Origin of the sequence: Streptomyces sp. NPDC020801, assembly GCF_044334385.1 — a bacterium.
In the GTDB taxonomy this organism is placed as follows: Bacteria; Actinomycetota; Actinomycetes; order Streptomycetales; family Streptomycetaceae; genus Streptomyces.
This window is the reverse complement of sequence record NZ_JBIRST010000009.1, coordinates 193,246-216,235: the sequence shown is the minus strand read 5'-3', so window position 1 is coordinate 216,235 and position 22,990 is coordinate 193,246. Positions and strand designations below refer to the sequence as shown.

Here is a 22,990-nt window from a genome sequence, read left to right as displayed (position 1 = left end):
TTACCCTGGATAGCCACGGAAGGGGTACCTGTCACATGACGTTCAAGGTTGGCGACACCGTGGTCTATCCCCATCACGGGGCCGCGCTGATCGAGGCCATCGAAACTCGCCAGATCAAAGGCGTGGACAAGACCTACTTGGTGCTGAAGGTCGCCCAGGGTGACCTGACGGTGCGTGTGCCAGCGGACAATGCGGAGTTCGTGGGCGTGCGTGATGTGGTCGGTCAGGACGGGCTGGACCGGGTCTTCGAGGTGCTGCGCGCTCCGTACGCCGAGGAGCCCACGAACTGGTCGCGTCGATACAAGGCGAACCTGGAGAAGCTTGCCTCCGGTGATGTCATCAAGGTCGCGGAAGTCGTGCGTGACCTGTGGCGTCGCGAGCGCGAGCGTGGACTCTCCGCAGGCGAGAAGCGCATGCTCGCCAAGGCCCGCCAGATCCTGGTGAGCGAGCTCGCTCTCGCGGAGAACACGAACGAGGACAAGGCCGAGGCCCTGCTCGACGAGGTTCTCGCGTCCTGACGCGAGTCCTGACCCGGGGCGACACCACCACCCGCCTCAGTTCAGCACACTGAAATGCCGCGGTGCCCGATGACGCAGTTGCAGTCGCCGGGCGCTGCGGCATGTCCGCATCCGCTCCCGCCCGCGCGCGTGACGTCGCATGCCGTACGGCGGGGGAGGGCTCCCCCGATACTGTGTGCCGGGCCCGGGCAGCCGCCCGACCGGGGTCACGGAAGGGTCCGGTCTGGGCGTCGCGCGCCCGGCACGGTGAGGCCATACCCAGACAAGGCCAGCACACAAACCTGACAGGAACCGATGTCTGACGAATCGCGCCCTTCGCCCGCAGGTGCCCAGCCGGCAACCCCCGTCGCCGCCGTGATCCCGGCCGCCGGCCGGGGCGTACGCCTCGGCCCGGGCGCTCCCAAAGCGCTGCGCACGCTGAACGGCACTCCCATGCTGGTCCACGCCGTGCGCGCCCTGGCCGCCTCCCGGGCAGTCTCCCTCGTGGTCGTCGTCGCCCCGCCCGAGGGCGCCGCCGAGGTCAAGTCGCTCCTCGACGCGCACGCGCTGCCCGGGGGTCCCCCCAGCGCCAGCTGGGGGAGCACCGACTTCCTGGTCGTGCCCGGCGGGGAGACCCGCCAGGAGTCCGTGCGGCTCGGCCTGGAAGCGCTGCCGCCCGGCCACGACATCGTCCTCGTGCACGACGCGGCCCGTCCGCTGGTGCCGGTGGACACCGTGGACGCGGTCATCGAGGCCGTACGGGACGGCGCGGTCGCCGTCGTGCCGGCGCTGCCGCTCGCGGACACCGTCAAGCAGGTCGAGCCGGCGGCGGTGCCGGGCGAGCCCGAGACGGTCGTCGCGACCCCGGACCGGTCGCTGCTGCGCGCCGTGCAGACCCCGCAGGGCTTCGACCGGGCGACGCTGGTCCGCGCCCACGAGACGGTCGGCGACGACGTCACCGACGACGCGAGCATGGTCGAGCAGCTCGGCGAGCGGGTGGTGGCCGTACCCGGCCACGAGGAGGCGTTCAAGGTCACGCGCCCGCTGGACCTGGTCCTCGCGGAGGCGGTCCTGGCCCGGCGGAGGCTGAACGATGGCTTCTGACATCCCCGTCGCGCTGCCGCAGGTCGGCATCGGCACCGACATCCACGCCTTCGAGGAGGGCCGCGAGCTGTGGTGCGCCGGCCTGAAGTGGGAGGGCGAGGGCCCGGGGCTGGCCGGGCACTCCGACGCGGACGTCGTCGCCCACGCCGCGTGCAACGCGCTGTTCTCCGCCGCCGGCCTCGGTGACCTCGGGCAGCACTTCGGCACCGGGCGCCCCGAGTGGTCGGGCGCCTCCGGGACCACGCTGCTGACGGAGGCGGCGCGGATCGTGCGCGCGGCGGGCTTCCGGATCGGGAACGTCGCCGTGCAGGTCGTCGGGCCCCGCCCGAAGATCGGCAAGCGGCGCGAGGAGGCCCAGAAGATCCTCTCCGAGGCGGCCGGAGCGCCGGTCTCCGTCTCCGGCGCGACCACGGACGGCCTCGGTTTCCCCGGCCGGGACGAGGGCCTGATGGCGGTGGCGACGGCGCTCGTGGTGCGGGTGAGCTGACGGCGTGCGAGGGTACCCGCAGAGTCACCGCTGACACCGCTGACACCGCTGACACCGCCGACACCGCTGTCCGAGGCGGGTGAGACGCGTGAAGCATGTGAGGCGTGAAGCATGTGAGCGTGTGAAGCGCGTGAGGCGCACGAGGATCACGGAATCACGGAGGTACCCATGTCCGCCGCCCTGTCCGACCGGCTGAAGTCACTGCTCGACGGCCCCGTCTTCATCGTCCTCGGCACGCTCCAGCCCGACGGCAGCCCACAGCTGTCCCCGGTGTGGGTGAAGCGGGACGGCGACGAGATCCTCGTCTCCACGACCGCCGACCGCCGCAAGAAGAAGAACCTCGACCGCGACCCCCGCGTCAGCGTCGTCGTCCAGGACCCCGGCTCCCCCTACGAGTACGCCGAGATCCGCGGCACCGCCGAGATGACCACGGAGGGCGGCCAGGAACTCATCGACGAGCTGAGCCTGAAGTACACCGGCAGGAAGTACGCGGAGTTCAACCCCGCGTCCGCGCAGGACGCGGAGCGTGTGGTCGTGCGGATCAGGGCGCGGAAGGTCGTCGGCGGTCTGTGACGCGGCCCGCCGAGGTCACGAATGCGTGCCCGCGGCCGGGAGGGTCGCTGGGCACTCCCCGGCGCCCACTACCCTGGAGTGGTGACCATTCGCCTGTACGACACCAGCGCCCGGCAGATCCGTGACTTCGTCCCGCTCAAGCCGGGTTGTGTCTCGATCTACCTGTGTGGCGCCACCGTGCAGGCGGCTCCGCACATCGGGCACGTCCGGTCGGGGCTGAACTTCGACATCATGCGCCGCTGGTTCGCCTATCGCGGCTATGAGGTCACGTTCATCCGCAATGTGACGGACATCGACGACAAGATCATCGCCAAGGCGCGTGAGCAGGGCCGCCCGTGGTGGTCGATCGGGTACGACAACGAGCGTGCGTTCGACGACGGCTACACCGCTCTCGGCTGCCTGCCGCCCACCTACGAGCCCCGCGCGACGGGGCACGTGCCCGAGATGATCGAGATGATGCGCACGCTCATCGAGCGCGGGCATGCCTACGCCGCCGACGGCAACGTCTATTTCGACGTGCGTTCCTTCCCCGGCTATCTTCAGCTGTCCCGGCAGGAACTGGACAACCTCCAGCAGCCCTCGGGCACCGGTGAGACCGGCAAGCGTGATTCGCGGGACTTCGCCATGTGGAAGGCGGCCAAGCCGGGTGAGCCGACCTGGCCGACGCCGTGGGGCGAGGGGCGGCCGGGCTGGCATCTGGAGTGCTCGGCGATGGCGCACAAGTACCTGGGCAGTGCCTTCGACATCCACGGCGGCGGCCTGGACCTGATCTTCCCGCATCACGAGAACGAGATCGCGCAGGCCAAGGCATACGGGGACGAGTTCGCCCGCTACTGGGTGCACAACGCCTGGGTGACCATGGCCGGCGACAAGATGTCCAAGTCGCTGGGCAACAGCGTGCTCGTGGCGGAGATGGTCAGGCAGTGGCGTCCCATCGTGCTGCGCTACTACCTGGGCACCCCGCACTACCGGTCGATGATCGAGTACAGCGAGGAGTCGCTGCGCGAGGCCGAGTCGGCGTTCGCGCGGATCGAGGGCTTCATCCAGCGTGTGGTGGAGAAGGCCGGTTTGGTGGAGCCGGCCGCCGGGGTGCCGACGGCCTTCGCCGAGGCGATGGACGACGACCTGGGCGTGCCGCAGGCGCTCGCCGTGGTGCACACCACCGTCCGGCAGGGCAACAGCGCACTGGCGGCCGACGACAAGGAGGCGGCCGTGGCCCGGCTCGCCGAGGTGCGTGCGATGCTCGGTGTGCTGGGCCTGGACCCGCTCGACGAGCACTGGGCGGGCGGGGGCGGCGGCCGTGGTGAGGACCTGCACGGCGTGGTCGACAGTCTGGTCCGGATGGTGCTGGACCAGCGCGAGGCCGCCCGTGCCCGCAAGGACTGGCCGACCGCGGACGCCATCCGCGACCAGCTGGGCCAGTCCGGCCTGGTCATCGAGGACAGCCCGCAGGGCCCCCGCTGGAGCCTCGGCCCCCGCTGAGACCGCCCACGGGCACCGAAGATCGACTGTGCCGCCCGGCCTTTCGGGCGGCACACTTCATAGACGTACGTACGAAACAGACGTACGTACGAAGGCTTCAACAGACAGGTAGGTCATGGCCGCGAACAACCGCCGCATGTCCGGCAAGAAGGGCGCGCAGGTCGGCAGCGGCGGCAAGCGGCGCCGGAGCCTTGAGGGCAAGGGCCCGACGCCCCCCGCCGAGATGCGCAAGGGGCATGCCAAGCAGCGTGCCGCCCAGGCCAAGACGCGCCGTGCCCAGGGCCGTCCGCAGCAGCGCCGCGGATCGGGCAGGTCGTCCTCCGAGTTCGTCGTGGGCCGCAACCCGGTCGTCGAGGCGCTGCGCGGGGGCGTGCCCGCCTCCACGCTCTACGTCCAGCAGTTCATCGACAGCGACGAGCGGGTCCGCGAGGCGCTCCAGCTCGCGGCCGAGCGCGGCGGCATCAACCTCATGGAGGCCCCGCGCCCGGAGCTCGACCGGATGACCAACGGGCTCAACCACCAGGGGCTGGTCCTCCAGGTCCCGCCGTACGAGTACGCCCACCCCGAGGACCTCGCCGCCGCGGCCTACGACGAGGGCGAGGACCCGCTGATCGTCGCCCTCGACGGGGTGACCGACCCGCGCAACCTCGGCGCGGTGGTCCGCTCCGTCTCCGCCTTCGGCGGCCACGGCGTGGTCGTTCCCGAGCGGCGCGCGGCCGGCATGACCGCCGGTGCCTGGAAGACCTCCGCCGGTACGGCCGCCCGGACGCCGGTGGCCCGCGCCACCAACCTCACGCGGGCCCTGGAGTCGTACCAGAAGGCGGGCATCATGGTCGTCGGCCTCGCCGCGGACGGCGACGTCGAACTGAGCGAACTGGACGCCCTTCAGGGCCCGGTCGTCATCGTCGTCGGCAGCGAGGGCAAGGGCCTGTCCCGGCTGGTCGGCGAGACCTGCGACTTCCGGGTGCGCATCCCCATGCCGGGCGGGGCGGAGTCCCTCAACGCGGGTGTGGCGGCGGGCATCGTGCTGTACGAGGCGGCACGCAGGCGCGCGTGAGCGTCCCTCCGCCGGGCGGCGGGTGTCCGAACGGTCGTCCGCATGGTCGTCCGCACGGTCACCCGCTCGGGTAAACCCGGGCGTTCGGTGCAACCTTGACGCGGTCCGGACAGATCTGACGGGTCAAGGCAGTGTCCTAACTCCCCATCACTCGGTTAGATGAGTGTGGACACCAGAACACCCCGCACACCCACGGGGGACCGCTCGTCGGGAATCGACGACGCTCCCGCGCTGAGCATGGTGAAGGTGCCGAGCGATCCGGCGCAGGTCATCGTCAATCACGCGAGCTTCCGCGTGCAGTTGGGCGCCACCTCGCGGCGTACCCAGTCCCTGCGGGTCGCCCGGCACTTGAGCGCCACCGACAATCCCGCCCGGGTGCCCGTCTTCGGCGCGGCGGGCCGGGCGGCCGGCGCCGCCGCCCACCGCCGCCCGGTCGTCTGGAGCGGCAAGTCCGCCCCCGACGACACCGGCGCCCACCGACTGCTGCAGGCGGTGCGGAGCGGCAGCGTACGGCACGTCGAGGAGCCGCCCGCCGACGCCGGGGCCACGCAGGTCATCCCGCGCGTCGCCGGCGCCCCGGGCTACGGCGGCGGAGCCTACGGCGACCCCGACCAGACCGTCGAGACCCCCGTCGTCGGCGCCCCGCGCGCCCCCGGGCCCGGTGAGAGGCGGCTGCTGCCGCACATGCGGACGGTGGGCAGCACGTACGACGAGCCCGCGTACGGCGGTCCCGCCTACGGGGAGCCGAATCACGAGGAGCCGGCCTACGGGGAGCCGGCCTACGGGGAGCCGGGCTACGGCAACCCGGCCTACGGCGGTTCCGGCTACGGCGGTCCCGGCTACGGCGAGTCCGGCTACGGCGAGTCCGGCTACGGCGAGTCCGGCTACGGTGAAGGCCCCTACGACGACGCCGGCTTCGCGGACGACGACCACGACGACGTGCTGGGCGACGCGCGCCGGCCGGCCAGGCGGCACGCCGACGACCCGGCCCGGCACGCGTACTATCCGGGCCGCCGGATGAACCTCGGGGTCGTCCTTCTCCCGCTGCGGATCTTCCTCGGGTTCATCTCCATCTACGCCGGCATGGGCAAGCTGTGCGACCCGCTCTACTTCGACGGCGGCAAGCGCGGCTCCATGGTCAAGTGGCTCGACACGCTGCACCCCTGGGAAGTCGCCGAGCCACTGCGCCAGTTCGCCCTGCACCACCCGGTGGGCTCGGGGCTGGTCATCGCCTTCCTCCAGGTCATCGTCGGCGTGCTGACGGTGCTGGGCTGCTGGCAGCGGGTCGCGGCGGGGGTCGGCGCGCTGCTGTCGGCCGCACTCATCGTGACCGTCAGCTGGAAGACGATCCCGGCCTACGACGCCCCGGACATCATCTACCTCGCCGCCTGGTCCCCGCTGGTCATCGCCGGCGCCCCGGTCTACTCCGTCGACGGCCGTCTTGCGGCCTCGGCCTGGCGGCGGCTCGGGCCGCACTCCGACATCTGGGAGCTGCGGCAGTTCGTACTGCGCCGGGGTGCCCTGCTGACGGCGGTCGTCACCGGTCTCACGCTGCTCGTCGGCTCGCTGCTCGGCGGTGCCGTGCGGGACGCCGACCGGGTGGTCGCGCCCGGCCCGGGCGAGGCCCCGCGCAACGAACTGCCGGGCTCACCGCTCCCGCAGCAGCCGGGCAAGCGGCATCAGAAGTCGCCGTCGGCCTCGACCTCGCCCAGCCACCGCGGCGCGTCGGCGGGCCCCTCCGGCGGCCCCGCGACCTTGCCGGGCGCGGCCCGTGAGAGTGGCGGCACCGCCACCGGCGGCCAGCCCAGCCAGACCCAGGGCACCACCGGGCAGACCCGGCCGCGCCGGTCCTCCCCGGTGCAGCAGGCGCCCAGCACCAGCTCGGGCCCGACCTCCGGCGGCACCGCCACCGGTGGCAGCGGCTCGGCCGGCGGCTCGGGCGGCGGCTCCTCCTCGGGGCAGCCGGGGCTGGTGGGGGGTCTGCTGGGTTAGCGGGGGGTTGCCGGCTCGGTGGTCTGCGGGGGGCGGGTCGGACGGCTCGGTCGCCTGCGGGGCGCTCCAGCCGGTGTGGAGACGGCGAACGTGCTCGGCGCTTCGAGCCTCTGCGCTTCCCCCAAGCTCTTGATGACCAGGGGGAGACCCCCATGCCGTCTCCGCACCGGCGCGCCCCTTCGGCTCACTCGCGGCCGGTGCCCGGGGAGATGCGCCGTGGGTGGGCCGTTGCCCCTGCCCTCCGCCCTTGCACAGCCACCGGTCACGGTTCGAGTCGGCGCGATCCCGCGGCGCAGCCGCCACCGGTACCCCGGGAGAGCTGCCATGGGTGGGCCCGGGTCGCGATGAAACGGGCCGGCCGTCAGGCGCGGCCCAGCGCCGCCAGTTCCTTCGCGGCCTCCGTGAGGTCCTTCGCGGTGTCGATGGCGCGCCAGTAGGCGCCCTGCGGGATCGGGAAGCCCGCCAGCCGGAGTTCGCGGGCCAGGCGCGGGAACGTGGTGCGCTCGTGGTCGCCGCGCTCCGGGAGCAGGCCGGCGAACTCGGGCGAGAAGACGTAGACGCCCGCGTTGATCTCGAAGGTCGAGGGCGGCGCCTCGATGAAGTCCGTGATGTGGCCGAAGCCGTCCGTCTGCACGGCGCCCCAGGGGATGCGGGGGCGGGCCAGTGCGAGCGTCGCGACCGCGTCGCGCTCGGTGTGGAAGTCGGCCATGTCGCGCAGCGAGAAGCGGGTCCAGATGTCGCCGTTGGTGGCGTACCAGGGCCGGTCCGGATGGGGGAGGTGCGCGGCGGCGAACTTCAGACCGCCGCCGCGGCCGAGGGGCTCGGTCTCCACGGCGGTGGTGATGTTGACGGGGAGGTCCGCCGACTTGAGCCATGTCTGCAGGACCTCGGCGAGGTGCCCGCAGGACACCACCACGTCCGTCACGCCCTCCTCGGCGAGCCAGGCGAGCTGGTGACCGATGATCGGAGTGCCCGTACCGGGGATCTCGACCATCGGCTTGGGCCGGTCGTCTGTGTAGGGGCGCAGCCGGGACCCCTGGCCACCGGCCAGGATGACGGCTTGAGTGGGGCGGGACGCCGCATTCGGATGGGTCATGACGGAACTGTACGTCGCGCTCCCCACCGCTCTCCCGCCCGCAACCACCCCTTGGGGGGCGTGTGTCCCGGGCGGACGATCCGGAGTGCCCGGGACGGGTGGGGGGCGTCGGTGGGTCAGCTGTGGGCGGCCAGGACGCCTGAGGCGAACGAGGTGTCGCAGACCGGGCGGGCGTAGGACTGCGCGCGGGAGGGGCCGTAGATGCGTACCGCGGCGCGGCCCAGCGTGCGGGCGAGCGAGGCGCAGTGCTTCGCCAGCGACGGGCGGCCGTTGACCGCCTCCTGGAGGTGGGTGAGCGCGACGCCCGGGTCCTTCTCCTGCAGCTCGGTGAGCAGCCGGTCGCGCAGCACGTCCTGCGGGGCGCGGGCGTGCTCGTGGGCGGAGACCTCGGCCGCGGACGCGTCGGACGCGGTGAGCACCGAGTTCGAGGGGCTCCCCGACCAGTTGACTCGGGTGACCGCGAGGGTCCCGGAGAGCACCAGGACGACGGGCAGGACGAGGGCGAGGGAGCGGCCGATCCGGCGGGCGGGGCCCCGGCCGCGTCGCGTGGGTTGGGTGGTGGAGTGCTTCACGCGAGTGAGGGTAGCGCCCGGTAATGATTTGGCGACATTTAGTCACCTCATCGAGGGATGCCGAGGTGGCCCTTCCCGGGTGGCACGTTGACGCACATTGCTCGAAATGTCCGGTGGGCCGGGGTATTTCGGGGGCGGCGGGAGGCAGCGGGAAGGGCCCCGCGGCAGTTCGCGGGGCCCTTCCCGTCAGCCAGGGTGAATCACCCGGGTCCGTCCCGGGGTTTCAGCCGTAGGGCGTCAGCCGGAGTGAGTCACCCACTCAGTCCAAGAGGCGCTCGCCCGTCGAGGTCGAGAACACGTGGATCTCGCCCGGCCGCGGCACGACGTGCAGCGTGGAGCCCTTCTCCGGCACCTGGCGGCCGTTGACGCGGACCACCAGGTCCTTCTGCTCGCCGCTGACATCGGCGGTGCCGTAGACGTAGCCGTCGGCGCCGAGCTCCTCGACGACGTTCACCGAGACCGCGAGGCCGGCCGGGGCCTCCTCGGTGTCCTTGGAGAGCGAGGAGGCCACAGCGCCGCCCAGCTCGACCACGTCGAAGTGCTCGGGGCGGACGCCCACCGTCACCGTACGGTCACCCTTGTCGGTGGCGGCCTTGAGTGCGTCCCGGTTGACCGGCACCACACTGTTGCCGAACTTCACCCCGCCGTCGGCGATCGGCACCTCGATCAGGTTCATCGCCGGGGAGCCGATGAAGCCGGCCACGAACAGGTTGGCGGGCTTGTCGTACATGTTGCGCGGCGAGTCGACCTGCTGGAGCAGCCCGTCCTTGAGGACCGCCACGCGGTCACCCATGGTCATGGCCTCGACCTGGTCGTGGGTCACGTACACCGTGGTGATGCCGAGGCGGCGCTGCAGCGAGGCGATCTGCGTACGGGTGGAGACGCGGAGCTTGGCGTCCAGGTTGGACAGCGGCTCGTCCATGAGGAACACCTGGGGCTCGCGCACGATCGCGCGGCCCATGGCGACACGCTGGCGCTGACCGCCGGAGAGCGCCTTCGGCTTGCGGTCCAGGTACTCGGTCAGGTCGAGGATCTTCGCGGCCTCCTCGACCTTCTGCCGGATCTCCGCCTTGTTGACGCCGGCGATCTTGAGCGCGAAGCCCATGTTGTCGGCGACCGACATGTGCGGGTAGAGCGCGTAGTTCTGGAACACCATGGCGATGTCCCGGTCCTTCGGCGGCAGGTGGGTGACGTCGCGGTCACCGATCCGGATGGCGCCGGCGTTGACGTCCTCGAGCCCCGCGAGCATCCGCAGCGAGGTGGACTTGCCGCAGCCGGACGGGCCGACCAGGACGAGGAACTCGCCGTCCTCGATGTCGATGTCGAGCGCGTCGACGGCGGGCTTCTCGGAACCCGGGTAGATCCGGGTCGCCTTGTCGAACTGAACAGTGGCCATGGTGAATGGGCCCCCTTCTACCGGCAGGAACGTGCCGGACGATCCGTTGTGGAAGGTGGTTGCCACTACGGGTGGTTCCGTTGTGGTTGTGGTGTAGTCCACAAGGGTGAACTGGCACAGGACGGTACCTGGCGTTCACCTCGTCTGTCAGTACCCCCTGCCCTGTGAACTTCGTGGAAATTCTCGACGGGACGCGGCGGCGACCTGGGTACACTGCTCGGGCACGGCCACGCGCGCCGGTGCACGCCTCCTTAGCTCAGCTGGTCAGAGCGCCGCTCTTGTAAAGCGAAGGTCGTCGGTTCGAATCCGACAGGGGGCTCCACCCACTACCTGGGTCAACGCCCTCACGATCCATGATCGTGAGGGCGTTGACGGTAGCTCTTGACGGCAGTCCCCCTCTGACGGCGTCGCCTGAGCAGGTCGATCCATGTGCCCCGTGGTCTCCCGCCGGTCGCCGTCGCTCACGTGCGTGAGGTCGGCAACGCGCCGCCGGCAGCCCTCGAGGACAACCGCGGTGGACGTCGCCGCATTCGAAGACGCAGTCCCGTACCTCGCAGGCCGGACAGGCTAGCTGCGACCGGAAACGTTCACCGGCTCGCGACGCCCGGCACGGCACCTCGCCGCGTTGTCGCCTCACCCGAGTACATCCAGTACGCGGGCGATGCTCCGCCTTGCGATGCACCGCACCGGACGCCGCGGGCTTTCCGGCAAACCTTTCCGGCCACAGCACTGGCCAGGATCCTGGTCCGATCACCGGCAGGAGGAACTTGTGAGGAGTCGGCCTCACGAGGAGTCGCTGCCCACGAGCATGCGCAGCTCGAAGGCGGACCGGGTGGCCGGATGGGTCCTCTCCCCACCCATCACGGAGCCCAGCCATCCGAGCAGGAAGGCCAGGGGGACCGAGACGATGCTCGGGTACTTCAGCGGGAAGACGTCGAAGTCCATGCCGGGGAACAATGCGGCCGGATTTCCGGAGACGGCGGGAGAGAGCACGGCCAGGGACACCGAGCAGATCAGGCCGCCATAGACGCTCCACAGTGCTCCGGTGGTGGTGAAGCCCCGCCAGTACAGGCCGAGCAGCAACGAGGGGAGGACCGCCGAGGCCGCGACGGCGAACGCCAGCCCGGCGGCGAAGGAGACGTTGAGGCGTGAGGAGAAGAGGGCGATGGTCGTCGCCCCGGCGCCGATCACCACCACCGACGCCCGGGCCACCAGAACTTCCTGGGACGCGGTGGCACGCCCCTTCGTGATCACCGCACCATAGACATCGTGCGCCATGGAGGTCGCGGCGGCGAGGGCGATGCCCGCCACAACGGCCAGGATGGTCGCGAACGCCACACACGACATCACGGTGAGTAGCAGCGACCCGCCAAGCGAGCCCCCCAGCAGCAGCGTCGCCGTGTTCCCCGAGGCATTGCTGCTCACGACCGTCCGGGGGCCCAGCAGGCCCGCCGCGCCGAACCCGAGGACCCCCGCGGTCACACAGAAGACGCACGTCAATACGGCTGTCCATTGGACGGAGCGCCGGGCGGAGCGTGGGTTGGGTACCGCGCGCAGGCGCAGCAGGAGGTGCGGAAGGCCGGCTGCTCCGAGCACCGCTCCCAGTTGCAGGCTCAGCGCGTCCAGCTTGTCGGTGCCAGTGCCCTGAGACCGTGCTCCGGGCGCGAGGAACGCCTCGCCGACGCCGCTGCGTTCGGCCGCGACCCCCAGCAGGTGACTGGGGTTCCAGCCGAACTTCCCCAGCACCAGCAGGCCCAGGTACACGCTGGCAACCAGCAGGAAGGCGGCCTTGAAGCACTGCACCAGCGTCGCGCCGTACATGCCGCTGATGGTCACGTAGATGATCATCAGGATGCCGAGGAACAGCATCAGGAAGTTCTGGGCCGGGACTCCGGTGATGCCGAGCAGCGGGGCGGCGAGGGCGCCGGCACCCACCAGCTGGGCCGTCAGGTAGAACAGCGAGATCACCAGCGTGGCGATGCCCATGGCCATATGGACGGGGCGCGGCCGCAGATACTGCGCCAGCACATCGCCGACCGTGTACTGCCCGGCGTTGTGGAACGGCTCGGCGACCAGCAGGAGGATCACGGCCCAGGCGACGACGGGACCCAGCAGGTAGGGGATGCCGTCGAACCCGGCCAGCGCGATGAGACCGGGGGTCCCCAGCAGCGTCGCGGCGGAGATGAAGTCGCCGAACAGGGCGATGCCGTTGCGGGGGGAGGACAGCCGGCGACCGCCCGCGAAGAAGCGCCGGGGTGTGTCCGATTCCGATGCGTCCAGCAGGGAGATGAGCACGACGCCGACGACGAAGACCGCGAAGGCGGTGATGACGACCCCGGTGTGGCTCGTCTGCGTGAGCACGGGAGACGCGAGCAGGGGAGAGATGGTCACTGCTCCTCCCCTCGGTATCCCAGTCCTGCGCGCACCTGGGCGACGAGCGGATCCAGGTGGGTGTGCGCGTAGCGCGCGTACCACCGGCAGACCGCGAGCGTGGTGCCGCACTGCAGCAGCGCCAGCGCCAGGCCGACGTTCAGATGGCCGACGAGTCTGATCGCCATCACATCGGCCGCCCAGCTCGCCATGAGGGCACTGACCAGGTACAGGCTGACGACAGCGGCGGCGACGGGAAAGATCCTGGAGCGGCGCTCGGCACGCAGCCGGGCGAGGGACGTCATCACCTCGGGCGGGGTGCCCCAGTCCTCAGGGGCCTCGCGGAACTCCTCAGGAGCCTCACGGACGTACGACGGCGGTTGCCCGTACGGCGGCGGTTGCCCGTACGGCGACGGGTGCCCGTACGACGACGGTTGCCAGCGCGGCTCATGGGGCCCGTACACGGCATCAACTCCTTACTGCGAGCGGTGACGCGAGGCCGTGTGTGAGCAGGGATAGCGTGACACCACAACCGAACGCCGTTCGGTTCGGGAGCTTAGAGTGGGCTCCTGAGCCCGACAAGGTGCAGGCCGAGGTGTCACCGCGCTGTGACCTTGGGTGCGGGGTGCCGCTGCTGCCCGGCACGGGGAGGGGGCCGCCGGGGCGATCAGCGGCCGGGTTGTGCGGATCGCCGGGTCCGTCATGGGTCGTCGGCGGCCGTTGTGCGGATCGGGAACGGGCCGCTGTGCGGATCCGGAGCCACCGCCGGGTCGGGCGCGGGGGATCGGGAGCCCGCCCGCCGGGTCGGCGGGCGGGGCGGATCAGGAGCCGGACACGGACGCCTTGGGTTCCGTCACGCGCGCGTACAGCACGCCGAGGCCGTCGAGGAACATCTCCAGGGCCAGTTCGAAGCTGTCCCGGTCGATGGTGTCCGCGTGGTCGCTCAGGCGGTGGGCATCGGCCAGGTGCGCATACCGCTCGACGTAGACCTGTACGTCGTCGTCGAACCCTCGGGCGAAGGAGCTCATCGCCGACCCGATGACCAGGTACTTGGTCGAGGCTCCGATCATCGTGGCGTAGCGCGGGGGCCAGCCGGCGCCGACGAGGCCGCCGTGCACGGTGTCCGCGCGCCGCAGCGAGGCCTCGCGGCGAGCCGGGCCGTGGGCCAGGAACGGAACGATATGGGGATGGGCGGCGAGGGCGGCGCGGTAGGACCGGGCCCAGGACGCCACGCCGTGCCGCCAGTCGCCGGTCTCGAAGCCGGAGACGTCCACGCTCTCCATGATGGTGTTGGTGACCTCGTGGAGGACGTCGTCCTTGGTCTTGACGTGCTCGTAGAGGGAGGAGACCTGAACTCCGAGCTCCCCGGCGAGCTTTCGCATCGACAGCTCGGCGAGCCCCTCACGGTCCACGATGGCGAGCGCCGCGGCGCAGATGCCGCCCCGGCTGAGGATCGGCCTGGTTGGTCGGGCCACCGCTGCACCCCCGCATCGCTGCGCGCTCCGTCCTTCGTAGCGCCGTTTGCTCGGCGTTTACGGTACACGCACTCCGATAACCGAACATCGTCCGGAAGGGCGAGATCGTTCGATCTCAGACTTCCCCGAGCTGCCTTACGTTTCCGGGCGTGGGGCGCCTGCCATTCGCCGTGCGCCCGAGTCAAACCCGTCCCGCTGATCGAAGCCGATGTGCGTGGGCGGGGCAGGCGGTCCCCCTGTCCCGGCTCACGCCTTTTCGTCAGGCCGGCGTGCCGGCGACTCCGGTGTGGCCGTCCGCGACGCCGACGAGCGTCACGATGATCTGCCTGCGGATGTCCTCGCCGAGCGCGTCAACCAGGGCGTCGGTGGTGGCGGCGATGTGCTGGGCGGGAGCGTCCGGGACCTCGAGGAAGGTGATGGGCGGCTCCGCACGACCGAGGCCACCCACACCGTCCGGTATGGGTGGCCTCGGTCGTGTCCTGCGGGTCAGGCGGTTCTCAGCAGCGTCGCGAGGACCTCGCGCAGGACGCCTCCCGGGTCCGGTGCGGCGCCCGGTGCGCGCCAGGCCACGAACCCGTCCGGGCGGACCAGCACCGCCCCGTCGGAGGTGGTGCCGTGCGTCCGGGCCCAGTCCGGGGTCTCCCCGTCGGCGGCGCCCCGCGGGTCGTAGGTGAGCTCGGCCCCGATGCGGTACGAATCCAGCTGCATGCCCCCGTTCTCGGCGAGGCGCCGGGCCGCAGTGTGCCAGCCGGCCGCCGACTGGGCGTCGCTGAGCAGCACCATCGAGCGCTCGTAGAGGTCCAGCGTCGACACGCGCTCGCTGCCGCGCCGCAGCCACAGGTGGGGGGCCCGGCTGCCGGGCTCGCCGGTCAGGCGCATGCCCTCGGGCACCACTTCCTGGCCGGGGTCGGCGCCGATGACCGCGCCGTGCGGGTAGCGGTAGCCGAGGACGACGTTGAGGATGCCGCCCCGCTTGCCGCCGCCGACACCGGGGGCGGGCGCGAACCCGGGGTGGCTGTGCTCGACGGAGCGGGCGGAGGCGCGGGCGCTGGTCGCGGTGGCCACCGGGCGGCGCTCGGTGTCGTAGGTCTCGAGGAGCCCGGGTCCGGCCCAGCCGGCGAGGACGGCGGCCAGCTTCCAGGCGAGGTTGTGCGCGTCCTGGATGCCGGTGTTCGAGCCGAAGGCACCGGTGGGGGACATCTCGTGCGCGGAGTCCCCGGCGAGGAAGACCCGCCCGGCCGCGTACCGGTCGGCGACCCGTTCGGCGGCGCGCCAGGACGCCTTGCCGGTGATCTCCACGTCGAGGCCGGGGGCGCCGACGGCGCGGCGGATGTGCCGCTGGAGGCGGTCCTCGGTGAATTCGTCGAGGGTCTCCCCGTGCTCGGGGTGCCAGGGGGCGTGGAAGACCCAGTGCTCCTTGTTGTCCACCGGGAGCAGGGCGCCGTCGGCGTCCGGGTGGGTGAGGTAGCAGCAGATGAAGCGGCGATCGCCCACGACGTCGGCGAGCAGCTTGGAGCGGAAGGTGACGCTGACGTTGGCGAAGAGGTCGCCGGGGCCCGTCTGGCCGATGCCGAGGCTGCTGCGGACCGGGCTGCGCGGGCCGTCCGCGGCGACGAGGTAGTCGGCGCGGACGGTGTACCGCTCGTCGGCGGCGCGGTCGCGTACGACGGCGGTCACTCCCGCGCCGTCCTGCTCGAAGGACTCCAGCTCGTGCGAGTAGCGCAGGTCGCCGCCGAGTCGCCGGGCGCTTTCCAGCAGCACCGGCTCCAGGTCGTTCTGGCTGCACAGGCACCAGCCGGTGGGGCTGAACCTCGCCAGCCCGCCGCCCGGGTCGATGTTCCTGAACAGCCACTCGCCGGCGTCGCCGACGAGTGTCGGGGTCTGCAGGATGCCGTGGTTGTCCGCGAGCAGCGATGCCGCCGTCCTGACGTCCTGTTCGATGCCGGCCACCCGGAACAGCTCCATCGTCCGCACGTTGTTGCCGCGTCCGCGCGGATGGATGGAGGTTCCCGAGTGCCGCTCGACCAGCATGTGCGGCACGCCGAGGCGGCCAAGGAACAGCGAGGTGGACAGGCCCACCAGGGAGCCGCCGACGATGAGGACGGGTACCCGGTGGTCGGCTTCTTGGCGCATCGATGCCTCCAGGGGCGGGGTGCGGGATGTGGGCGCGTCGGAGTTTCCATGCCCGGCGCGGAGCCGGTCCGCGTGCGTTCGCGGGGCCAATCACCCGTGTGATCACCCACGTGGTGCATACGAGTCGCGCACGGTTCGGGACCGGCACAGGATCGAGATCACGCTGACGTCGTGTCACCCGCGGCCGGCGTCGCCCTCCCCCTGTTCCCGTGCAGACCGCCAAGACCCACCGAGCACCGCCAAGGAGACGTACGCAGATGACCGCCATCTCTGAGCGTGTTTCAGAACCGACCAAGCAGCAGGCCTCGAAACGTGTCTCCCAGTCCGTCTTCGACGGCTCCCGGCTCCGTGTCGTGCTGCTGGTGGACGTCTACGACGGCGCCCAGCAGCAGTTCCTGGAGGCTTACGAGCAAATGGGCAAGCAGGTCGCGTCCGTTCCCGGGCACGTCAGCGACCAGCTGTGCCAGTCGATCGAGAATCCCTCCCAGTGGCTCATCACCAGCGAGTGGGAGAGCGCCCCGCCGTTCCTCGCCTGGGTGAACAGCGAGGAGCACGTCCGGATGGTGGAGCCGATGCACAGCTGCATCCGGGACACCCGGTCGCTGCGCTTCCACATCGTCCGCGAGACCGGCGGTGAGGCGGCGTCCGCCGAGCGCCGGCTGCAGACCTCGCCCCGTATCGGCGACGGAGTGATCCGGCACGCGCTGACCTTCACGGTGAAGCCGGGCAGCGAGCGGAAGGTCGCCGAGCTCCTCGCGAACTACAAGTCGCCCGAGGCGCGGGTAGACGACACCACCCGGCTGTGCCGCACCTCCCTGTTCATGCACGGCAACCGGGTCGTACGGGCCATCGAGGTGCGCGGCGACCTGCTGGCGGCGCTGCGCCACGTGGCCAGGCAGCCCGAGATCCGGGCGGTCGAGGAGGCCATCAACCCCTATCTGGAGCAGGACCGCGATCTCAACGACCAGGAGTCCGCACGGGTGTTCTTCACCCGGGCGGCGCTGCCCGCCGTGCACCACGTGACGGTCGGTCAGGACAGCGCGCAGACCGAGCGGCACGCGCTGTACTACCCGGCCCGGGCCGGCATGGGCATGAAGCTGGCCGAGCTGCTCGCCCAGCATGACGAGCGGGCCGCGGACGACCCGCGCAACCCGGTCGTGCGCAGCACGGTCTTCGAGCGGGACGACGTCGTGGTGCGCCTCATCGACGTCCGCGGCGGGCTCGATGCCGACCCGGTGGTCGCGCTGGGCCTGGCGGACGCCGCGCAGGCGGCCGAGCTGACCACCCTGCTCGACGAGGGGGCCGCCAAGAAGGACGGCGACCTGGCACGCCTGCTCACCCTCGCCCGCATGGACCTCATCACCGACCGCCGGTCCGCGCCGGACGCCTGAGTGCCGGCCCGCGCGGCCGCCTGCCCACGGCGGCCGCGCTCCCCCAGTCGACGTACCACACCACGGAGGAACGACGTGATCAAACCCAGGCCCAGGATCGTGGATCTCAGCGAGACCGAGCCCAACACCAAGCGCGGAGGCGATCTGCGCGCCATGCTCACCCCGGCCACGGTCGGCTCCACCAGCGGCTTCATGGGCGTGGCCATCGTGCAGCCCGGCGACCGCATCGGCGAGCACTACCACCCCTACTCCGAGGAGTTCGTGTACGTCGTCTGCGGCGATCTGGAGGTGGACCTGGACGGCGACCCGCACCCGCTCAGGCCCGAGCAGGGTCTGATGATTCCCGCCTACATGCGCCACCGTTTCCGCAACGTGGGCAACGTGGAGGCGCGGATCGTCTTCCACCTGGGGCCGCTGGCCCCGCGCCCGCAGCTCGGCCACGTCGACACCGAGGGCACGGAGACCGTGCCGGTCGCGGCCGGTGCGGTGGAGGAGCCCGAGGCCGCCGAGGTGCGGTCATGACCAGGCGGGTGGCGGTCACCGGCATAGGCATCGTGGCGCCGGGCGGCATCGGCGCCCCGGCGTTCTGGGACCTGCTGGCGAACGGGCGCACCGCGACGCGGGGCATCACGTTCTTCGATCCGGCCGGCCTGCGGTCCCGGATAGCCGCGGAGTGCGACTTCGACCCGGTGGCCTCGGGGCTGGACGAGGAGCAGGTCGCGCGCTGCGACCGCTACATCCAGTTCGCGCTGGTCGCGGGGGCGGAGGCGGTACGGGACTCGGGACTCGACCTCGCCGGCGAGGATCCCTGGCGGGTCGGGGTCTCGCTCGGTACCGCGGTCGGCGGCACCACCCGCCTGGAGAACGACTACGTGCTGGTCAGCCACGGCGGTGAGCGCTGGGACGTGGACCACGAGCGGGCCCGCCCGTACCTGGAGCGGGCGTTCACGCCGAGCACGCTCGCCTCCACGGTGGCCGAGCGGTTCGGCGCGCGCGGCCCGGTTCAGACCGTCTCCACCGGCTGCACCTCCGGGCTGGACGCGGTCGGGTACGCCCTGCACACCGTGGAGGAGGGCCGGGCCGACATCTGCATAGCCGGAGCGTCGGACTCGCCGATATCACCGATCACGATGGCGTGCTTCGACGCGATCAAGGCCACGTCCCCGAACAACGACGACCCGGCCCACGCCTCCCGCCCCTTCGACAACGACCGTGACGGGTTCGTCATGGGCGAGGGCGGCGCGGTGCTCGTCCTGGAGGAGCTGGAGCACGCCAGGGCCCGCGGCGCCCATGTGTACTGCGAGCTCAGCGGCTACGCCACCTTCGGCAACGCCTACCACATGACCGGCCTGACCAGTGAGGGCCTGGAGATGGCGCGGGCCATCGAGACCGCGCTCGACCACGCCCGGCTGGACGGCTCCGCCATCGACTACGTCAACGCGCACGGCTCCGGCACCCGGCAGAACGACCGTCATGAGACGGCCGCCGTGAAGCGGGCGCTCGGCCACCACGCCTACGACACGCCCATGAGCTCCATCAAGTCCATGGTGGGGCACTCCCTCGGCGCGATCGGGGCGATCGAGGTGGTGGCCTGCGTGCTGGCCCTGGCCCACCAGATGGTCCCGCCGACCGCGAACTACGAGACCCCCGACCCCGAGTGCGACCTGGACTACGTACCGAAGGCCGCCCGCGAGCGGAAGCTGGACGCCGTGCTCTCCGTGGGCAGCGGGTTCGGCGGTTTCCAGTCCGCGGTGATCCTGACCCGGCCGTAGGGAGTAGGGAGAGGACACGATGAGTGCACCCCATGAACGGCGCGCCGCCGTCACCGGAATCGGTGTGGTCGCGCCCAACGGAACGAGCACCGAGACCTTCTGGAAGGCCACCCAGGAGGGCCTGAGCGTCCTCGACCGCGTGACCCGTGAGGGCTGCGAGCATCTGCCGCTGAAGGTGGCCGGCGAGGTGCGGTCCTTCGACGCCTCGGCGGCGATCGAGGAGCGCTACCTCGTCCAGACCGACCGCTTCACGCACTTCGCGATGGCCGCGGCCGACGCCGCCCTGGAGGACGCCCGGCTCGGCCAGGCGGACACCGACGGGGCGCCGTTCGCCGCGGGCGTGGTCACCGCGGCCGGGTCCGGCGGCGGCGAGTTCGGCCAGCGGGAGCTGCAGAAGCTGTGGGGCAAGGGCAGCCGCTACGTCGGCCCCTGGCAGTCCATCGCCTGGTTCTACGCGGCCAGCACCGGCCAGATCTCCATCCGCCGGGGTTTCAAGGGCCCCTGCTCGGTGGTCGCGGCCGACGAGGCCGGGGGCCTGGACGCCCTGGCGCACGCGGCGCGGGCGGTGCGGCGCGGCACCGACGTGATCGTGGCCGGTGCGACGGAGGCGCCGCTGGCTCCGTACTCCATGGTCTGCCAGCTCGGTTACCGGGAGCTGAGCCCGGTCGGCGACCCGGCGTCCGCCTACCGCCCGTTCACCGAGTCGGCCTGCGGGTTCGTGCCCGCCGAGGGCGGCGCGATGCTCGTGGTGGAGGACGTTGGCGCGGCCCGGGAGCGGGGCGTGCCCGTGCGGGCCATCCTCGCCGGGCATGCGGCCACCTTCACCGGTGCCTCCCGCTGGGAGCTGTCCCGGGAGGGCCTTGCGCAGGCCATCCGCGGCGCCCTGGCGGAGGCCGGCTGCGCCCCGGAGGAGGTCGACGTCGTCTTCGCCGACGCGCTCGGTGTCCCGGAGGCGGACCGCGCCGAGGCTCTCGCCATCGCCGACGCGCTCGGCGTGCACGGCCGGCGGGTGCCGGTCACGGCGCCCAAGTCGGGCACCGGCCGGGGCTACTGCGCGGCGCCCGTGCTGGACGCGGCGGCGGCGGTGCTGGCCATGGAGCACGGCCTGATCCCGCCCACCCCCAACGTCTCCGACATCTGCCATGACCTCGACCTGGTGACCGCCCGCGCCCGTGCCGCCGAGGTGCGTACGGCGCTGGTCCTCAGCCGGGGGCTCATGGGCTCGAACTCGGCGCTGGTGCTGCGGCACGGCGCCGCCTCCTAGCCGGCCGGCCGGAGAAACCGGAGGCCATCCGAGGCAAACGGGAGCAACAAGGAGAGGAACGAGATGAGTGTCCGAATCACCGTGGAAGAACTGTCCGAACTCATGAAGAAGGCCGCCGGCATCACCGTCAGCCCCAAGGAGCTGGCGGACCGGCCCGACATCGGTTTCGACGAGCTCGGCATCGACTCGCTCGGCCTGCTGGGCATCGTCGGCGAGCTGGAGAACCGGCACGGCATGCCGATGCCGGCCGACGCGGAGCGCTGCAAGACACCCCGGAAGTTCCTCGACCTCGTCAACAGCACCCTTCTGGCAGGAGCGTAGAGATGGCCGGACACACCGAGAACGAGATCACCATCGCCGCGCCGGTGGGCCTGGTCTGGGACATGACCAACGACGTGGAGAAGTGGCCGGAGCTGTTCAGCGAGTACGCCTCCGCCGAGATCCTGTCCCAGGAAGGCGCCAAGTGCACCTTCCGGCTGACCATGCACCCCGACGAGAACGGCACCGTCTGGAGCTGGGTCTCCGAGCGTGAGCCGGACCGCGCCACGCTCACCGTCAAGGCCCGCCGGGTCGAGACGGGCCCCTTCGACCACATGGACATCCGCTGGCGCTACGAGGAGGTCCCCGCCGGCACCCGGATGATCTGGACCCAGGACTTCGCGATGAAGCCGGACGCGCCGGTCGACGACGACTGGATGACCGACAACATCAACAAGAACTCCAAGGTCCAGATGGCCCTGATTCGCGAAAAGATCGAGAAGGCCGCCGCCCGGCGCCGGCCCGAGCCGGCCCTGACCACCGACTGAGCCGGACCGGACGAGGAGGACAACTCTCATGCACCAGGCCCTGATCGTGGCCCGGATGGCCCCGGGCTCGGCCCCGGACATCGCCAAGATCTTCGAGGAGTCCGACCGGGGGGAGCTGCCGCACCTGGTCGGCGTCGCCCGGCGCAGCCTCTTCCAGTTCGGCGATGTGTACATGCATCTCGTCGAGGCCGACCGGGACCCCGGTCCCGCCATCGCCAAGGTGGCCGGCCACCCCGAGTTCCGGGGCATCAGCGAGCGGCTTTCGGCGTACGTCAGCGCGTACGACCCCGAGACCTGGCGGTCGCCGAAGGACGCGATGGCGACCCGCTTCTACCTCTGGGAGCGCGACGCCCGCGGCTGACGCCGCCGCGCCGGACGCACGGAACACCGGTCGCCGGGCCCGCGACATCGCGGGCCCGGCGACCGGCGTTCGCGGCCGTTCCCGCCGCCGGGCGGGGACGGCCCCCGTCAGGAGGGGACGGTGCAGTCGAAGGCGTGCAGGTAGGGGTTGACCGGGCTGATGTCGTCGATGACCAGGCCCGCCGCCTTCAGCCGGCTCACCATGGAGTCGGTGGTGTGCTTGGCCCCGCCGACGTTCATCAGCAGCAGCAGGTCCATGGCGGTGCTGAACCGCATCGACGGGGTGTCGTCGACGAGGTTCTCGATGACCACGACCCGCGCCCCCGGGCCGCCCGAGTCGATGACGTTGCGCAGGCAGCGCGCGGTCGAGTCGTCGTCCCACTCCAGGATGTTCTTGATGATGTAGACGTCGGCCTTGACCGGGATGGCCTCCCGGCAGTCGCCGGGCACGATGCTCACCCGGCCGGCCAGCGAGCCGCCCTCGCGCAGCCGCGGGTCGGCGTTCTCCACCACCCGCGGCAGGTCGAGCAGGGTGCCGCGCATGGCCGGGTACTTCTCCAGCAGGCTGGCCACCACGTGCCCCTGGCCGCCGCCGATGTCGGCGACCGAGGAGGCCCCGGACAGGTCCAGCAGCTCGGCCACGTCCCGCGCGGACTGCTTGCTGGAGGTCGTCATGGCCCGGTTGAAGACGTCCGCGGACTCCGGGGCGTCCTCGTTGAGGTAGACGAAGAACTCCTTGCCGTACAGGTCCTCCACGACGTTGCGGCCGGTGCGCACCGCCTCGTCCAGCTTCGGCCAGGCGTCCCAGGTCCATGCCTCGGTACACCACAGGGTGATGTAGCGCAGGCTGTTCGGGTCGTCCTCGCGCAGCAGCCGGGACATGTCGGTGTGCGCGAAGGTGCCGTCCTGCCGCTCGGTGAAGACGCCGTAGCAGGACAGCGCCCGCAGCAGCCGCCGCAGCGGCTTCGGCTCGGTCTTCACCGCGGCCGCGAGGTCCTCCACGGCCATGGGGGCGTCCCCGAGCGCGTCGGCCACGCCCAGCCGGGCGGCCGCGCGGAGGGCGGCGGCACACGCCGCCCCGAACGCGAGCTCCCGGAGCCGCATGGACGGCGGTGGGGCGGTTTGAGCGGTGGTCATGTGCCGCCTTCCTTCCTTGTCGGTCC

23 protein-coding genes, 1 tRNA gene and 1 pseudogene are annotated in these 22,990 nt (G+C 71.6%); 16 read left to right on the top strand and 9 right to left on the bottom strand.

Annotated elements, in window-relative coordinates; translation table 11 throughout:
• Positions 1–35: 35 nt before the first annotated feature.
• The 8 genes and pseudogenes from ACH4UM_RS20705 to ACH4UM_RS20670 all read left to right on the top strand — a co-directional run bounded on the left by ACH4UM_RS20705 (position 36) and on the right by ACH4UM_RS20670 (position 7,192).
• Complete coding sequence (locus ACH4UM_RS20705; protein ID WP_003953493.1) at positions 36–518, top strand: CarD family transcriptional regulator; 483 nt, start codon at positions 36–38, stop codon at positions 516–518.
• Between the two features lie 294 nt (positions 519–812).
• Entirely contained in the window at positions 813–1,601 is a 789-nt protein-coding gene (gene ispD / locus ACH4UM_RS20700; RefSeq protein WP_398181110.1) for a 2-C-methyl-D-erythritol 4-phosphate cytidylyltransferase, read from the top strand.
• Positions 1,591–2,088 carry a 2-C-methyl-D-erythritol 2,4-cyclodiphosphate synthase gene (gene ispF / locus ACH4UM_RS20695; protein ID WP_398181107.1) on the top strand — a complete coding sequence of 166 codons (498 nt, stop codon included), beginning with the start codon at positions 1,591–1,593 and terminating at the stop codon, positions 2,086–2,088. The genes ispD and ispF overlap by 11 nt, the downstream gene beginning before the upstream one ends.
• Positions 2,089–2,256: 168 nt before the next feature.
• Positions 2,257–2,661, top strand: coding sequence for a PPOX class F420-dependent oxidoreductase (locus tag ACH4UM_RS20690; protein WP_398181104.1), 405 nt, complete (start codon positions 2,257–2,259; stop codon positions 2,659–2,661).
• Between the two features lie 81 nt (positions 2,662–2,742).
• Entirely contained in the window at positions 2,743–4,143 is a 1,401-nt protein-coding gene (gene cysS / locus ACH4UM_RS20685) for a cysteine--tRNA ligase (protein ID WP_398181101.1), read from the top strand.
• A 115-nt stretch (positions 4,144–4,258) separates the two neighbouring features.
• Positions 4,259–5,200, top strand: a complete 942-nt coding sequence (gene rlmB, locus ACH4UM_RS20680; protein WP_398181098.1) for a 23S rRNA (guanosine(2251)-2'-O)-methyltransferase RlmB — start codon at positions 4,259–4,261, stop codon at positions 5,198–5,200.
• Between the two features lie 833 nt (positions 5,201–6,033).
• Positions 6,034–6,093 (top strand): annotated as a pseudogene (locus ACH4UM_RS20675) (hypothetical protein); the annotation flags it as partial.
• Positions 6,094–6,217: 124 nt separating this feature from the next.
• A complete protein-coding gene (locus tag ACH4UM_RS20670) occupies positions 6,218–7,192 on the top strand; it encodes a DoxX family membrane protein (RefSeq protein WP_398181426.1) in 975 nt (324 codons plus the stop codon).
• A 361-nt stretch (positions 7,193–7,553) separates the two neighbouring features.
• On the opposite strand, the gene ACH4UM_RS20665 is transcribed toward ACH4UM_RS20670, so the two are convergent.
• The 3 genes from ACH4UM_RS20665 to ACH4UM_RS20655 form a co-directional block, all read right to left on the bottom strand.
• Entirely contained in the window at positions 7,554–8,288 is a 735-nt protein-coding gene (locus tag ACH4UM_RS20665) for an NDP-sugar synthase (RefSeq protein ID WP_398181095.1), read from the bottom strand.
• Between the two features lie 116 nt (positions 8,289–8,404).
• On the bottom strand, positions 8,405–8,860 hold the full coding sequence (locus ACH4UM_RS20660; protein ID WP_398181092.1) for a hypothetical protein: 456 nt from the start codon (positions 8,858–8,860) through the stop codon (positions 8,405–8,407).
• A gap of 259 nt (positions 8,861–9,119) precedes the next feature.
• Positions 9,120–10,256 (bottom strand): ABC transporter ATP-binding protein, encoded by a 1,137-nt coding sequence (locus ACH4UM_RS20655; RefSeq protein ID WP_398181090.1) that lies wholly within the window; start codon positions 10,254–10,256, stop codon positions 9,120–9,122.
• Positions 10,257–10,501: 245 nt separating this feature from the next.
• Between ACH4UM_RS20655 and ACH4UM_RS20650 the strand changes: the two genes are divergently transcribed.
• Positions 10,502–10,578: transfer RNA gene (locus tag ACH4UM_RS20650), tRNA-Thr, on the top strand.
• A gap of 461 nt (positions 10,579–11,039) precedes the next feature.
• On the opposite strand, the gene ACH4UM_RS20645 is transcribed toward ACH4UM_RS20650, so the two are convergent.
• The 5 genes from ACH4UM_RS20645 to ACH4UM_RS20625 form a co-directional block, all read right to left on the bottom strand.
• The gene (locus ACH4UM_RS20645; RefSeq protein WP_398181087.1) at positions 11,040–12,647 is read right to left on the bottom strand and encodes a cation acetate symporter; all 1,608 of its coding nucleotides are present in this window, start codon (positions 12,645–12,647) and stop codon (positions 11,040–11,042) included.
• The gene (locus tag ACH4UM_RS20640) at positions 12,644–13,090 is read right to left on the bottom strand and encodes a DUF485 domain-containing protein (RefSeq protein ID WP_398181084.1); all 447 of its coding nucleotides are present in this window, start codon (positions 13,088–13,090) and stop codon (positions 12,644–12,646) included. Before ACH4UM_RS20640 ends, ACH4UM_RS20645 begins: the two co-directional genes overlap by 4 nt.
• A gap of 357 nt (positions 13,091–13,447) precedes the next feature.
• Positions 13,448–14,101, bottom strand: a complete 654-nt coding sequence (locus ACH4UM_RS20635; protein ID WP_398181081.1) for a TetR/AcrR family transcriptional regulator — start codon at positions 14,099–14,101, stop codon at positions 13,448–13,450.
• A 259-nt stretch (positions 14,102–14,360) separates the two neighbouring features.
• Complete coding sequence (locus tag ACH4UM_RS20630; RefSeq protein ID WP_398181079.1) at positions 14,361–14,549, bottom strand: hypothetical protein; 189 nt, start codon at positions 14,547–14,549, stop codon at positions 14,361–14,363.
• Between the two features lie 38 nt (positions 14,550–14,587).
• Positions 14,588–16,234 (bottom strand): FAD-dependent oxidoreductase, encoded by a 1,647-nt coding sequence (locus ACH4UM_RS20625; RefSeq protein ID WP_398181076.1) that lies wholly within the window; start codon positions 16,232–16,234, stop codon positions 14,588–14,590.
• Positions 16,235–16,491: 257 nt separating this feature from the next.
• Between ACH4UM_RS20625 and ACH4UM_RS20620 the strand changes: the two genes are divergently transcribed.
• From ACH4UM_RS20620 to ACH4UM_RS20590, 7 genes are all read left to right on the top strand, one after another.
• Positions 16,492–17,625, top strand: coding sequence for a SchA/CurD-like domain-containing protein (locus tag ACH4UM_RS20620; RefSeq protein ID WP_398181074.1), 1,134 nt, complete (start codon positions 16,492–16,494; stop codon positions 17,623–17,625).
• Positions 17,626–17,700: 75 nt separating this feature from the next.
• Positions 17,701–18,147 (top strand): cupin domain-containing protein, encoded by a 447-nt coding sequence (locus ACH4UM_RS20615; RefSeq protein WP_398181071.1) that lies wholly within the window; start codon positions 17,701–17,703, stop codon positions 18,145–18,147.
• On the top strand, positions 18,144–19,397 hold the full coding sequence (locus ACH4UM_RS20610) for a beta-ketoacyl-[acyl-carrier-protein] synthase family protein (protein ID WP_398181068.1): 1,254 nt from the start codon (positions 18,144–18,146) through the stop codon (positions 19,395–19,397). The genes ACH4UM_RS20615 and ACH4UM_RS20610 overlap by 4 nt, the downstream gene beginning before the upstream one ends.
• Positions 19,398–19,416: 19 nt before the next feature.
• Positions 19,417–20,661: a beta-ketoacyl synthase N-terminal-like domain-containing protein gene (locus ACH4UM_RS20605; RefSeq protein ID WP_398181066.1), complete on the top strand. Its 1,245-nt coding sequence runs from the start codon at positions 19,417–19,419 to the stop codon at positions 20,659–20,661.
• A gap of 63 nt (positions 20,662–20,724) precedes the next feature.
• A complete protein-coding gene (locus ACH4UM_RS20600; protein ID WP_398181063.1) occupies positions 20,725–20,982 on the top strand; it encodes an acyl carrier protein in 258 nt (85 codons plus the stop codon).
• Positions 20,983–20,984: 2 nt separating this feature from the next.
• The gene (locus ACH4UM_RS20595) at positions 20,985–21,467 is read left to right on the top strand and encodes an SRPBCC family protein (RefSeq protein ID WP_398181060.1); all 483 of its coding nucleotides are present in this window, start codon (positions 20,985–20,987) and stop codon (positions 21,465–21,467) included.
• A gap of 28 nt (positions 21,468–21,495) precedes the next feature.
• Entirely contained in the window at positions 21,496–21,828 is a 333-nt protein-coding gene (locus tag ACH4UM_RS20590; RefSeq protein WP_398181057.1) for a TcmI family type II polyketide cyclase, read from the top strand.
• Between the two features lie 107 nt (positions 21,829–21,935).
• On the opposite strand, the gene ACH4UM_RS20585 is transcribed toward ACH4UM_RS20590, so the two are convergent.
• The gene (locus tag ACH4UM_RS20585) at positions 21,936–22,964 is read right to left on the bottom strand and encodes a methyltransferase (protein WP_398181054.1); all 1,029 of its coding nucleotides are present in this window, start codon (positions 22,962–22,964) and stop codon (positions 21,936–21,938) included.
• Positions 22,965–22,990: the final 26 nt, after the last annotated feature.